General features: G+C 67.1%; 12 protein-coding genes and 4 pseudogenes. 8 read left to right on the top strand and 8 right to left on the bottom strand.

All coding sequences use genetic code 11. The features are described from left to right. The first annotated feature begins 34 nt into the window (after positions 1-34). Positions 35-937, top strand: a complete 903-nt coding sequence (locus ACFY9V_RS17205; protein WP_391161765.1) for a hypothetical protein — start codon at positions 35-37, stop codon at positions 935-937. Between the two features lie 269 nt (positions 938-1206). On the opposite strand, the gene ACFY9V_RS17200 is transcribed toward ACFY9V_RS17205, so the two are convergent. Then, a complete protein-coding gene (locus ACFY9V_RS17200) occupies positions 1207-2115 on the bottom strand; it encodes a LysR substrate-binding domain-containing protein (protein ID WP_391050021.1) in 909 nt (302 codons plus the stop codon). An 88-nt stretch (positions 2116-2203) separates the two neighbouring features. On the opposite strand from ACFY9V_RS17200, the gene ACFY9V_RS17195 reads away from it, so the two are divergent. Then, the gene (locus tag ACFY9V_RS17195) at positions 2204-2584 is read left to right on the top strand and encodes a DoxX family protein (RefSeq protein WP_391162205.1); all 381 of its coding nucleotides are present in this window, start codon (positions 2204-2206) and stop codon (positions 2582-2584) included. A gap of 94 nt (positions 2585-2678) precedes the next feature. Here ACFY9V_RS17195 and ACFY9V_RS17190 read toward each other — a convergent pair whose 3' ends face one another. After that, positions 2679-3314, bottom strand: a complete 636-nt coding sequence (locus ACFY9V_RS17190) for an NAD(P)H-binding protein (RefSeq protein WP_391161763.1) — start codon at positions 3312-3314, stop codon at positions 2679-2681. 86 nt (positions 3315-3400) lie between these two features. After that, positions 3401-3676 (bottom strand): annotated as a pseudogene (locus ACFY9V_RS17185) (discoidin domain-containing protein); the annotation flags it as partial. Positions 3677-3799: 123 nt separating this feature from the next. On the opposite strand from ACFY9V_RS17185, the gene ACFY9V_RS17180 reads away from it, so the two are divergent. Then, the gene (locus tag ACFY9V_RS17180) at positions 3800-4771 is read left to right on the top strand and encodes an SDR family oxidoreductase (protein WP_391161762.1); all 972 of its coding nucleotides are present in this window, start codon (positions 3800-3802) and stop codon (positions 4769-4771) included. On the opposite strand, the gene ACFY9V_RS17175 is transcribed toward ACFY9V_RS17180, so the two are convergent. Both ACFY9V_RS17175 and ACFY9V_RS17170 read right to left on the bottom strand, forming a co-directional pair. After that, on the bottom strand, positions 4762-5790 hold the full coding sequence (locus ACFY9V_RS17175) for a WYL domain-containing protein (protein WP_391161761.1): 1029 nt from the start codon (positions 5788-5790) through the stop codon (positions 4762-4764). The two genes, ACFY9V_RS17180 and ACFY9V_RS17175, sit on opposite strands and share 10 nt — an antisense overlap. 40 nt (positions 5791-5830) lie before the next feature. After that, complete coding sequence (locus tag ACFY9V_RS17170; protein ID WP_355348527.1) at positions 5831-5998, bottom strand: hypothetical protein; 168 nt, start codon at positions 5996-5998, stop codon at positions 5831-5833. Positions 5999-6546: 548 nt separating this feature from the next. Here ACFY9V_RS17170 and ACFY9V_RS17165 point away from each other — a divergent pair. The 4 genes from ACFY9V_RS17165 to ACFY9V_RS17150 all read left to right on the top strand — a co-directional run bounded on the left by ACFY9V_RS17165 (position 6547) and on the right by ACFY9V_RS17150 (position 10042). Further along, positions 6547-6858 carry a hypothetical protein gene (locus ACFY9V_RS17165; RefSeq protein WP_391161760.1) on the top strand — a complete coding sequence of 104 codons (312 nt, stop codon included), beginning with the start codon at positions 6547-6549 and terminating at the stop codon, positions 6856-6858. Positions 6859-7105: 247 nt separating this feature from the next. Then, complete coding sequence (locus ACFY9V_RS17160; protein WP_391161759.1) at positions 7106-8416, top strand: RHS repeat-associated core domain-containing protein; 1311 nt, start codon at positions 7106-7108, stop codon at positions 8414-8416. Between the two features lie 1066 nt (positions 8417-9482). Beyond that, complete coding sequence (locus ACFY9V_RS17155) at positions 9483-9647, top strand: hypothetical protein (protein WP_391050036.1); 165 nt, start codon at positions 9483-9485, stop codon at positions 9645-9647. Further along, positions 9641-10042: a hypothetical protein gene (locus ACFY9V_RS17150; RefSeq protein ID WP_391161758.1), complete on the top strand. Its 402-nt coding sequence runs from the start codon at positions 9641-9643 to the stop codon at positions 10040-10042. The genes ACFY9V_RS17155 and ACFY9V_RS17150 overlap by 7 nt, the downstream gene beginning before the upstream one ends. A gap of 27 nt (positions 10043-10069) precedes the next feature. Here the strand turns inward: ACFY9V_RS17150 and ACFY9V_RS17145 are convergent. Both ACFY9V_RS17145 and ACFY9V_RS17140 read right to left on the bottom strand, forming a co-directional pair. Next, positions 10070-10259: pseudogene (locus ACFY9V_RS17145) on the bottom strand (transposase); the annotation flags it as partial. An 878-nt stretch (positions 10260-11137) separates the two neighbouring features. Further along, complete coding sequence (locus tag ACFY9V_RS17140) at positions 11138-11305, bottom strand: hypothetical protein (RefSeq protein ID WP_391049368.1); 168 nt, start codon at positions 11303-11305, stop codon at positions 11138-11140. A gap of 378 nt (positions 11306-11683) precedes the next feature. Between ACFY9V_RS17140 and ACFY9V_RS17135 the strand changes: the two are divergent. Beyond that, a pseudogene (locus ACFY9V_RS17135) lies at positions 11684-11872 on the top strand (IS701 family transposase); the annotation flags it as partial. Between the two features lie 534 nt (positions 11873-12406). Here the strand turns inward: ACFY9V_RS17135 and ACFY9V_RS17130 are convergent. Next, positions 12407-12771, bottom strand: a pseudogene (locus tag ACFY9V_RS17130) (RHS repeat protein); the annotation flags it as partial.

Raw genomic sequence — 12771 nt, 5'->3', positions numbered from 1 at the left:
GGTTCGGGCGTGGCCCCCGGGGCAGACGGGCGGCATGGAGACCGCTGACCAGCCCGTACACCCCGCAGGACGACGGACCGCCCGGCCGGGCGTCCTCATCGCCGTACTGGTGATCGCCCTCGCCGTGACCGCCGCTCTGGTCCTCACCGGACACGGCCGCGACCACGGCGGAGCCGGAGCCGGCGGCCCGGCGGACAAGGGCGCGCCCGGCGATGGAAGCGCTGACCAAGGAAGTGCCGACCAGGGAAGCGCCGGATTCGGCAGCACCGATCCCGACGCCACGGCCCGTCTGCACGCCGACGCCGCCGACCTGTTGGTCCTCGAAGGAGTCTCGGGTCGCGTGCGGATCACCGCCGACGCGAGCGCCCACACGGTCTCGGGCACGTATCACCGCCCCGACGGCGGTGCGGCGCGGGTGCGCGGTGTCGTCGACGACGCGGCGGGCCTGCGCACTCTCACCCTGGTCTGCGGTACGGACACCGGTGACGACGGCGGTGACGACGACGGCGGCGACGTCGGGGGCGACACGGCGGGCTCGTGCGACGGCGACCTGACCCTCACCGTCCCCGAGAAGACCGGCCTGCGGCTGCGGCAGACCTCGGGCGAGACGCTGCTCGAAGGACTCGGCGGCCGACTCACCGTCAATGTCGCCTCTGACCGCCTCACCGCCCACGCGCTGCACCCCTCCCACGCCGACTTCGCGGTGACCTCCAGCAGCGCCGACCTCGGCTTCAGCTTGGCACCGGACACCCTCGCCGTGGTGACGACCTCCGCCTCGACCGCCGTACGCCTCCCGGTCCCGTCGGGCGACGCCTACGCCGTCACCACGTCCGCCACCTCCGCCGACGTCCAGGTGAAGGTCCCGAACCGGAACGGCGCCGCCCACCGGGTCACCCTGACCGTGCACTCGGGATCGTTGGCCGTCCTGCCCGCCTGACGTCAGGTCAGATCCCTGAACGGCGGTCGGCGGTACGGCCCTTGATGCGCCGTACCGCCGTCCACGAAGCGTTCCTCAAACTCGCCTGCTGCCTCATCACGCGACGACAGATCAACTCATTGTGTTAGCCGTTGTCAGACCATGGGTATCCCCAGCGGCCGGAAACGGAATAATGTGCAGGTGGGCTTTTCGCTGAGCGCCGCGTTCCCCGTGCCCGGGTGCGCGGTCTCCCCGTCCGAGCACCGCGTTCGCGCGCCCGCCCGTGGTGGTCAGGCCCCTGACGCGTCCGGCCACGGCCGGTCGGTGCAGCAGCTGACGAAGTCCCGGACCACGGGATTGGCGTCGTCGGCCGGTGCCCAGGCCACGCCGACCTCGCTGTCGCTGACGCCGCTCACCGGGCGGTAGGCGATACCGGGCCTGGCGTAGAAGCGGGCGGCGGACGCGGGTGCGAGAGCGACGCCGTAACCGTTGGCGATGGCGCTGAGCCAGTCGTCGGGCAGATCCGTGACGGCGCCGATCCGTACCGGACGGCCCTCGCGCTCCCCGGCGGCCAGCCATTCCTCCCGCCACCGGCCGGTCTCCGCCGGAGCGGCCACGAACGGCTCGTCCCACAGGTCCCGGAACGCGATCGTCTCCCGCGCGGCCAGCGGATGCGCCTCGGGCAGCGCGACCCAGCGCGGCTCGGTGAACAGCGGCACCACCCGCAGCGCCTCCTGGCCCGGGAACGGCAGCCGTACCAGCGCGACATCGACATCCCCGTCGGCGAGCCCGGCGGTCGGATTCGCCCAGGACGCCTGGCGCATCTCCACCCGCCACCGCGGACGGCGACGCGTGAACTCCGCGATGATGTGCGGAGTCGCCTCATTGGCCGCGCTGGCGAGGAAGCCGACCCGCAGCAGCCGCAGGCCCCGGCGCTCCGCGCTCCTGGTCTCCGTCAGCACGCGGTCCCAGTCCGCCAGCAGCGCGGGCGCGCGCTGCGCCAGCAGACGGCCCGCGTCCGTGGGCGTCATGCCGGTACGGGACCGGGTGAACAGCCGCACCCCGAGTTGACTCTCCAACTGCTTGATCTGCTTGGTGAGCGCGGGCTGCGACACGAAGAGCCGCTCGGCGGCGCGGGTGAGGGTCCCCTCTTCCGCGACGGCGACGAAGTAGCGCAGCAGCCGGGTGTCCACGTCCATGCCCCCAGGTTATAGGTGCAGGTATTGGACGGGAAAGTTGAGTGTGACGAGGCTGGTGGTCGCGGGCGCCCGCACCTTCTTCGAGCCCATGACGTTTCCGACCCCGAGGACAAGCATCGTGTTCACCGCGTATGTGATCATCACCGTCGTCACCATCCTGGCCAACGCGGGCATCGCCGTCGCGGACCTCGCCCGCGCCGAGTTCGTCCTGGCGAACTCGGCGGAGGTGGGCGTCCCGCAGAGCTGGCACATCTGGCTGGCCTCGCTCAAGGCCGCCGGCGCCGCCGGTCTTCTCCTCGGGCTCCTGGGCGTCCGGCCCGTCGGGGTCGCCGCCGCCGCGGGCCTCGTCGTCTTCTTCGTGGGCGCTGTCCTCACCCATGTGCGTGCCCGTGTGCTCTACAACATCGCGTTCCCCGGCGGCTATCTGGCCCTGGCGGTCGCGTCCCTCGCGCTCACTGTCGCCTACTAGCGGGTCGGCGGCCCGGAATCCGTTCCTTTGCGCGGGCCCGTGCCGCGCTCACCGGCGCGCGTGCGGTCCGGCCCCGACGCAGCTGTGGAGCGGGTCAGTTGGCGAGCTGGACAGTGGTGTGGAGGTGGGCCGGGTAGGCGGCCTCGCGGAGCATGAAGTGGGCGACGTCGGCGCGGGAGATACGGGGGATGCCGCGCAACGGGAGGCGTTCGCCGGTCCGGTAGCGGCCGGTGAGGGGTCCGCCGACGAGCATCACGGGATAGACCAGGGTCCAGTCCAGGCCGCTGGCGCGCAGGATCTCCTCTCCGGCCGCCTTGTCGGCGAACATCGGTCCGAGGGCCTTGTAGACGGCCCAGTACACCGCCGGCGCCTGGTCGGCGGTGTCGCCGACGCCGTGTGCGGACAGGTGGACGATCCGGTTGACTCCGGTGTCGCGCATGGCCCGCACGATCCGCGGGATCGCGGTGACGGTCAGGGTGGGCGACGTCAGGCCGTGCCAGGTGGTGGGGCTGCCGAACGCGGTCAGGACCGCGTCCTGCCCTTCGACGGCGGCGCGCACCGCCTCCTGGTCCCCGGTCACTTCCCCGGTCGCGACGCGGAGCCGGGGCCGGGGTTCCGGCGGGGTGGCCCGGGGGCGGACGAAGGCGGTCATCTCGTGGCCCGCGGCCAGTCCCTGGGCGAGGAGTTGCCGCCCGGTCCTGCCGTTGGCCCCGAACACGAGGAGCTTCACGTCGGCCTCCCGGACCGGTGTGCGGGGGCGCGGTCCGCGGTGGTCCCGCGGACGGTCACCCGGCCTGTGCGCATTGTCGCCCGCGGCTACCCGGTATAGACCTCAAGACTCACCACATGGTGCGCCGCCGGGCCCTGCGCGGTGTATCCGACATAGCGGGCGGTCACCGGTGTCGCGGTGACCGTCGAGGTGGCGGGGCCCGACGCGGCGACGGGGTCGCCGAAGGGCGTCCAGGCGGCGCCGTCGGATGAGACGTCGATCCGGTACGCGGTCGTGGCACCGGACGCCTGGACCACTGTGCGTCCGACGCGCGTGGCCTTGCCCAGGTCGACGGTGAGCGCGGCTCCGGGCGCTGTCGCCCGGGCCGGATGCCAGGGGTGTCAGGGCTGTGGGTTTGGCGTTGTTGGACCTGTCGTCGTCGCGGTTTCTGTGACCGCTGGGAAAGGGTGACGGGGGTTGTCACCTTTGGGGTGGAGGTTGGGGGGATGGACAAGAACACGAACATTCAGGATCCCTCTTCTGCCGGTTTTTCCGCGGGTTCCTTGGACGGGAGGATCGCTCTGGTGGCGGGGGCCACGCGTGGTGCGGGGCGGGCGTTGGCGGTTGAGCTGGGCCGTGCGGGAGCGGTGGTGTATGTGACGGGCCGTACGACGCGCGGGCGCGTCAGCGAGGTCGGCCGGGCGACGGAGACGATCGAGGAGACGGCGGAGCTGGTGACGGCGGCGGGGGGTACGGGCGTGGCTGTTCCCACTGATCATCTGGTGGTGGAGCAGGTCCGTGCTCTTGCGGCGCGGATCGGGCGTGAGCGGGGGCGGCTGGACATTCTCGTGAACGATCTGTGGGGCGGTGAGCATCTGCTGACCGGTTCGGTGTTCGGGAAGAAGAGCTGGGAGACGCCGCTGGAGGACGGTCTGCGGATTCTGGAGCTGGGGGTGCGCTCGCACGTGATCACCGCGGCGTTGGTGCTGCCGTTGCTGGTGCGGTCGGCGGAGCCTTTGCTGGTGGAGGTGACGGATGGCACGGCGGTGTCGAACCGTCGTTACCGGGAGAATCTCTTCTACGACCTGGCGAAGAACGCCCCGATCCGGATGGCGTTCGGGCTGGGTGAGGAACTGGCGGAGTTCGGCGGTACGGCGGTTGCGGTGTCGCCGGGTTTTCTGCGGTCGGAGCAGATGCTGGCGCATTTCGGCGTGTCGGAGGAGAACTGGCGTGACGCTGTCCTGACGGAGCCGGATTTCGCGGTCGCGGAGTCGCCGTACTATCTCGCGCGGGCGGTGGCGGCCCTGGCGGCTGATCCGGAGAGGTCGGCGCGGTGGAACGGCACGTCGACTTCGAGCGGGGAGTTGGCGAGGGTTTACGGTGTGCGGGACGTCGACGGCAGCCAGCCGGACGGGTGGGGGTATTTCGAGGATGTGCGGTACGGGGGGAAGGCCGGTACGGCGGACGACTACCGCTGATCCTGCGGCGGGGGGCCGTAGAGGTCGCTGAGGGCCTGCGCGTGGTCGCGGAAGCGGGCGCGCAGGCCCTGCGGGGCCAATACCTCGGCGTCGGCGCCCAGTTGGGTGAGCTGGGTGAAGGCGACGTCTTCGCTTTCGGCGGGCAGGCGGAGCGTGACGCGGCCCGCGGTGTCGGGGGCGTCGGCGCGGGCGAGTGCCTCACCGGTCGCGGCGGGGTCGGTGACGGCGGGCAGGCGGTCCAGTCCCCGGGGGGTCAGGCGGACGGTGACGGTGGTGCGCAGCAGTGCCCGGGCGAATTCCGCGGCCCTGGCCCGCCAGTGCTCGGCGAGGTCGAAGGCGGGGTCGCGGGTGAAGGGCTCGCCGGCGCGGGGGGACAGGGCGGTGATCCGGTCGGCGCGGTAGGTCCGCCACGGGTCTTCGTGTTCTGCCGGTGGGCCGGGGACGCGGCCCACGACGTACCAGACCCCGGCTTTGAGGACGAGGCCGTACGGTTCCAGGTGCCGCGTCACGGTGGCGGGCGGTGTGCCATCGCGTCCCGGCCGTGTGTAGGTGAGCTCGACCGTCCGGTCGGACCATACGGCGCGGGCGAGTTCGGGCAGCAGCGTGCAGGCCGACGGTTCGCGGAACCAGGCCGGTGCGTCGAGGTGGAAGCGGTGCGCTGAGGACTCGGCCGCCGCGCGCAGCGACGGCAGCAGGGTCGCGGACAGTTTCAGCCGTGCGGTGTCCGCGGCGTCGGACAGTCCGAGGTCCCGCAGGGCCGAGGGCAGTCCGGTGAGGTAGAGCGTCTCGGCTTCCCCGGGACCGAGCGTGGTCAGCCGGGTCCGGTACCCCGGCGCCAGCCGGTATCCGCCCGCCCGTCCCCGCTCCGACCGTACGGGGACTCCCGCCTCCTGCAGCGCCTGTACGTCCCTGATCACCGTCCGCTCGCTGACCCCCAGTTCCCGGCCGATCGCGGCGGCGGTCATACCGGGACTCGACTGGACCAGCAGGGCCATACGGATCAGCCGGGCAGCGCGCATCCCCCCATGATCCCGCACCCGCCGGCGCGGCGGTGAGGGGTCAGCCTTTGCAGCCGGGGTCGGGAAGTATGACGGGTGCGGCGTCGCGGGTGGTGACGAACGCGCGGTAGCCGGGTGCGCCCGCGACGCATTTGGTGGCGATGTTGGCGTAGTGGTCGGGGAAGTTGGTGACGTCGGCGGGCGCGTTGTCACCCTTGTGGTTCGCCACGGGTGAGTCCCCGGTCCCGCGTCTGTCGCTTGCGCACCCGGTCAGAGCGGCCAGGGCGATGGCCAGCGATGCCCCCGCGATCACACATCTCGTCATACGACCTCTCACCGGCATCCTCATCATCCTCGTCTCTGCCCGCAGGGTCTCCCGCGGGTGCGGATGCCCTGAAGGACACTCCGCGCCGCGCCGTGGTTCCCTGACCCTGGCTCGTACGGTTGGCGTGTGGGTGAGGTGTCCGGCTTGCTGTGATGGCGAGGAAGACGGTCCCAAGGCGGTCGGCGAAGACCTCGCCGACAACGTCGGCGCGGGGTGCAACGGAGGCCCGGGGAGCACGGCCAGGAGCGGTGTCCGGCCCGGATTGGGCGAGGGCCGTTGCACCCCCACTGCGGGGTGGTACCTCAACTGTCTCCACTGCCGGTAGTACCCCTGATCCCTCCGAGGGCAAGCCCGCCAGCGGGAAGCGCAAGTCGTCTCACCAGAAGAAGGCCAAGCGCGGGCCACGTAAGCACAACCACGTCGGCCAACGGTTCGCGCTGGCCGAAGAGCTGATGCGGCGTCTGCCATGGCCGCGGGCCGCCGACCAGGCCCGGATCGCGTGGGCGGTCAACGAGGTCTCCGACGCGGTCTGGACCGCCGATGTTGTCCTGGCAACCCTGGACCTGCGCCAGGAACCGCCCGGCGGCGTACGGCGTGCGTCCGGGTTCCTCGCCGCCGGGCCGCGCGGCATGGCTACCATGCCCGGCTGGACCACCCGCCAGCAGCGCCCCGTACAGGTCGACCACCGCCACGCCGCCGTCGACGCCCCCGAGAACCGCAGCACACAGCTTCGCAATCAGCAAGAACGCAGCGAGAGCACCTGACAGAAGCCGCACAGCGCCACCGCATGGCGTGACGCCGACCAGCTGCTCGAACAGGCCCTGACACCCGAGCCCCCGGCTGCCGGCATCGAGGGGCTGCCGGAGCTGGCGGGCCCGCAGGACACGACCGCGACAGAGATCCGGCAGATGCGCCGGGCAGCGGCCGCGGAACGCATCTACGGCACCGGCCTGCTCCACCGCGCCCGGCAGCTGACCGGCACCGACCCCCACCAGCACACCGCGGCCGCCGATGAGCAGCGACGGCCGCACCGCGGTGTTCGACACCGACGGCTACGGCAACCTCGTCAAGACCACCGACACCCGCACGACGAAGGTGGTCACATCCGGCGGCGCCAGTGTCACCTACACCTTCGACGGTGACGGCAACCAGCGCTCCCGCGTTGACGCCACCGGCACCACCACGTACGCGATGGACAAGCTCAACCGCGAGACCCTGCGAACCCTGACCGACGGCTCCACCACACTGCTCACCTACACCCCCCCACGGCCACGTCGACACCTACACCGATCCCACCGGCCTTGTCGACTACGGCTACGCCGCCGCAGGGCGTCTTACTTCACCTACACCTACGACCGCCATAACCGGCTCACCGAAGCGGACACCCCCACCCCCGTTCACTACTGCCTGGACGCGGCGGGCAACATGACCGGCGTCGGCGCCCTCTCCACGTGCCCCGACACCAGGACCACCTACGCCTACAACGACGCCAGCCAGCTCATCTCCAAGAACGGCTCCTCCACCGGCTGGTCCTACAACGCAGCAGGAGACGAAACAGCCGCGAACCCCTGCATCAGCGCCGTGGCCCGCAACGGCGAGACCTGGTCGGACTTCAACCAGCTCACCGCCCTCACCGCCGCGTACTCCGGCACCGACAACGGCGAACGCACCCGCCTCGGCGCGACGACCTTCCACAACGGACCCGAAGGACTCGCCGCCTCCACCACCGCAGGAACCGACACCGGATACACCCGCGATCCCCAGGGCACACTCAACTCCATGAGGACCGGGGGCACTTCGTACTACTACCTCACCGACGTCGACGGCTCCGTCCTCGGCCTGGCCAACACCGCCCGCACCCGCACCCACAGCCCCTACGGCCAGGAGGCCTCGACTCCCGTCGAAGCGGTGCCCCAGCCCTACCGCTTCCAGGGCACCTATCTCGACCCCACCGGCCTGAACAAAATGGGCGCCCGCTACTACGACCCCACCCTCGGCCGCTTCACCCAAACCGACCCCTCCGGCCAGGAAACCAACCCCTACACCGCCTTCGGCAACGACCCCACCAACCACACCGACCCCAACGGCACATTCAGTCTGGGGGATACGATGGGAATCGTACTGGGAACCGCAGTCGGAGTTACAGCGGTGGTGGTGACTCAAAACCCGTATGTCGCCGGATTCCTCAGTGGTTGTGTGGGCGGAATGACTGCCAGCTCCATGAGCAGTGGAAGCACAAAAGGTGACCTTGAGCCGTGTGTTGGTACGGCGCTGGCGGCGCAATTGGGGGCGGGGCCGGCGGCACTGTCCTCAAAATGGTAGGGAAATTGTAGAAGATTCTCCATGGACCGTGGCCGGATTTGCGAAAACCTGGCCACGGTCCATAACAAATGAACCAACTATACCGGCGGTGAACATGACTGGAAAAGTAGCATGCGGGGAATACTCGCCCTCTTGGTCGGGGTGGTCGCCGGCCTCGTGGACTTTTTCGCCACGGACAATGGGGCACATCAAGCAATTTGGACGTGCTTGTTCTTTGCAGTCCTGATGTTCGCCATATGGTCCACCTATGCATGGCTTGAGCGGTGCAAACAGTAGAAAGCTAAAAGGGCGGGCGACTACGTCTCCGGCCTGGTATCCGACTAACCTGCGAGGTGAGGGCGGCCCCGACCATCGGTGGCCGCCCTCGTCACCGCTAACCATAGGAGTAGAAATTGAATAGTGGTTTTGATATTGCAGTAGGCGGAACCCGAATGCCGGGCGGTCCCGTATTCGATCTCATAGGAATTATGTGCCTAATCGTCATATTCGCCATTATTATTGTGGTCGGAAAAAGAAAAGAAAGAAAAATAACCAAGACCACTGAATATCTATTCAATTCATCTGCCCGGAGGCGCCGCCTTCGGGCTTCCTTTCGCAATCTGAAGGAGTCACGTGAGCACTCTGATTGTGATCATTGCAGTGATCGCTGCAGCGGCCTTTTTGGGCCCGCTGATGAGACGGAAGGGGGCGAACTTCCGAAAAAATCGGCGTCGTAAGAACTCATAACAGAGGGCGAGATCATGCCCGACGACCCCGGAGGTCCCGATGCGCACCACCATGCGCCAGATGATGGGTGTCTTCGCCCAGTTCGACCGGGGAATGTTCGTCGCCAAGCGTCATCGCGGCCGCCGTACAAAGAGGGCAACAAGGGCGAGTACACGTACGGCGGGCCCGCCCCGCAGGAACCCGTCACCCGAACGCCGCACTATTAACTACGGCATCGGCTGACCTGGCCCGTACGACGGCGCCCCGGTCCCAGCATTCGAGCTGCCGGCAAGGGGCGCTCGGTGGGTCAGCCGGGCCTCGACGGCTGGCAGGGCTACAAGTCCTCCTGGTGGTCCAAGCCGTGAGCAGTGAGGACGCCCGGGAGACCGCCTGGCGGATCCACGGCGCCGTCGGCGAGTGGACGGGGCAAGTGGACGCCAAGGCATCCTTTGCCCTGAAAGAGCGTTTTGTCCTGGCGGGAGTGTTTGGCAGCGCGGTGCTGCCGTGGATGATTGCGGGGTGTTGATCCAAGTGGAAGCGGTGAGGCAGGTCGCCGACGGGCGCGCGACGGTTCGGGTGCGCTCGGAGGTGGGTGCCGCTGCGGCGTTCTGGTGCGGCGATCCGACGGGAGTGGGCCGCGAACATCATGTGGAGTGGACCGTTGAAGAGGACGTGGCCTGGGGCGGCAACACTCGACCGGCCACTTCATTTTCACCGGGGGTGGATGAGGAGGAAGGCGGTCGGATTGTCTTTCGGGGGCGGCTGGGCCTGACGGGCGATGGCGGAGCCATGCTGGAAGTAGCTGGAACCCACATCTTGTTCGACCTTGCCGACCCGCCGCCATCGACTGCTGTCGATGGAACGTGGGTCGAGATCAGTGTGGAGCGGAACAGCGTCAGCCTGTGGCCCTACCTGCTGTGATTCGCAGGAGGCCGGCTCTGCCGCCGTTCAGTTGTCGCGCCAGTTGTGGATCGATTCCCGGGTCAGTCTGCGGCTCATGAGGTCGATCATCGCTATGTTGATCATGGGCTTCGGAGCGGTGAGGGTGAGTTTCGTAGTCGCGGGCGGGCCGGCGGTGGTGCATGAGCCAGCCGAACGTCCGCTCGACGACCCAGCGCCGCGGAAGCACCTTGAAGCCAAGGGCACAAGTGAGAGCGACGATCCCTGCTGCTAGGATTACGGCATTTCCGTTTACCCCCTGAGTGATTCCAGCGATTCCCAGCGCTGCGCAAATAATTATGAATATTACCAGCGTTCGTGTTGCGTCTTTGCTCATTTTTCCCGTTTTCTATCATTGGCGAGAAGCCAGTGCGGACTCCCCGAACGGTTGGCCAGATCACCTGCTGGGGCGTAGACGCACGTGCCGGTGTTGGTCGACGCGGTGACCACGGATCCGAACGGCACGGGATCACGGCCATAGGCAGGGCCGGGTGCTGGCGCAACCACCGCGCCAGCACCCGGGGAAAGTCACTCTTTTCGCTGGAATGCCCAGAAGGCGATTCCCGTCAAAACCATGCCTCCAAGCAGAGGTGGCCAGGCCGCTGCTGCCAGGGCAAAGCACCCTGTCAAACCCAACATGACAGATGCTGAAAGGGACTTCACGCCGTACGATTGACGGTTGCGCCATCGAAAGAGCGCTCCACCGATGAAAACTATTCCAGCAACCACCAACAGCACTTCGAATAATACGTGCATTAATTTTTTCACCTAACCAAATAGTGAATTCGTCGCCCTCATGGTCCACACTGGTGACCATGAGCGACGCACAGAACGAGGGAGCCCGGTCAGGCACCGCCGCCACCGGCTCAGCAGCAGAGTTTCGCTGACACCTTCGCCAACCCGGCACTCGTCGTCACGGAGAAGAAGAGCGACGACCCGCCCGTGGTCACCCGGGTCGACCGCCCTGGAGAGACCCGGCAAGGCTGAGCGAGCGGCCCTGCTCTTCGATGCTCCCGGTGCCGAGCACCGGGAGCATCTGCATATCCGCAGCACGCGGCGAAGTGCTTCCGCCGCGAATCATTCACGCCGCGGACCGCGCAGCATGAGATAGGTCAGCGTTCCGGCGGCTGCGAGCGTAACGATTCCCACGCAGATGAATGCCACTCCGCCTGCGCCCTCCTCGTTACTTCCCTGGATGATAAGAAATACGGCAGCAATGAACGTGATGATGATGAAGATCACCATTCGCCGCGCCATATTCGGACCCGGTATTCCCATTCGGCACTCTTTTCGGCGTGGTGGGTGACATTGCTATCGAAACCGCCGACGCACCAGCGGCTGCTCTGGAATCCGCGATTGGAGTAAAGCTACTCTTTTTTGGGTCCTCGAGTAATCAGAAAAAGCACCACAAGGGCACAAGCAAGAGCGACGATCCCTGCTGCTAGGATTACGGCATTTCCGTTTACCCCCTGAGTGATGCCAGCGATTCCCAGTGCTGCGCAAACAATTACAAATATTACCAACGTTCGTGTTGCGTCTTTGCTCATTTTTCCCGTTTTCTATTATTGGCGAGAAAGCCAGTACGGAGTCCCCGGACGGTTGGCCAGATCACCTGCTGGGTGCGCCTTCCTCGCCGTCGTCCGAGCGGACGACGGCGACCGCCACCCCGCACCCGACACCCGCACCCCGCTCACCTGCAACGAACAACCCGTCTACGGCACGGACCACCGGCTCGGCTGGTCCGACTGGCGACGTCACCACCAGGCCCGCTCCCAGACCAGCCGCTACCGACGACAAGCAACTCAGACTTGAAGATCACGAACTACGACTGGAGTACTAACCCCGATGTTGCGAGACCAGCCTCGTACCCGAGTTGCAGTGTCGCGCTACTTCTTATTTTTGAACCTGAAGATGAAGAATATTACGCCTGCTACGACGGCGCACACGCAGGTAATTGCGATATCCGTTCCGGTGCTACTGGGCAGGCTCGTCCCTCCGGCGGCGAAGTTTATTGTCGTCATTTTGACTCCTGCCGCTTGTATTGGATGCCATGCTTACTCGTGTCGGGCCTATCGGAGGCCATTTTGCTTTTGCCTTCGGTATCGGACGAATCCGATGCCCAGGAGTGGGGCGATCAATACAGGGAGCGTGCCGCCCCAGGCCGAAGCCGCGCTTTTTCCGCTGGCGGTCATTATGAATCCAACGATCACGTAGAAGCCTAAGAAAGCCGCAGCGAGGTACAGCCAGCCGCGAGCGGAGTTTTTCTCGATTTTATCGGAAATTAATATCACCTCTCGAAGGGGGCTGGGGGGAGCTCCTGGAGAGAGCGCTCCCCAGCGATCTAATTCACGACAGAGCTACCTGCACTGAATATGATGCGGCCACACCGAACGCATAGCAGCCTACGGTGGAAAGTCCGGCGGATTCAGGGGCTGTTGCTGCCTCACATACGGCACCGGCCACCACTCCTGCGCTGATGCTGGCGAACCCAGACCCCGCTCCTGAAATGTCTCCGCTCAGCAGGCTAGTGCCTGCCTGCAGCCAGTCATAAGCGTCGAGCCCTTTTGCGAGGCCACTAGTCACCGACGACAGTCCGAATTGCCCGGTGGGATCGGTGTTGTTGATGGGGTCGTCGCCTGCGTAGGCGTAGCGGTTTCCCTGGGCGGGGTCGGCGAGGAAGGAGTGTGCGTCCTGGCTGGTGAAGCGGCCGG

Source organism: Streptomyces sp. NPDC008317 (genome assembly GCF_042955955.1).
Classification (GTDB): domain Bacteria; phylum Actinomycetota; class Actinomycetes; order Streptomycetales; family Streptomycetaceae; genus Actinacidiphila.
The sequence above is the reverse complement of the archived record's forward strand: the minus strand, read 5'-3'. Positions and strand labels throughout refer to the sequence as shown.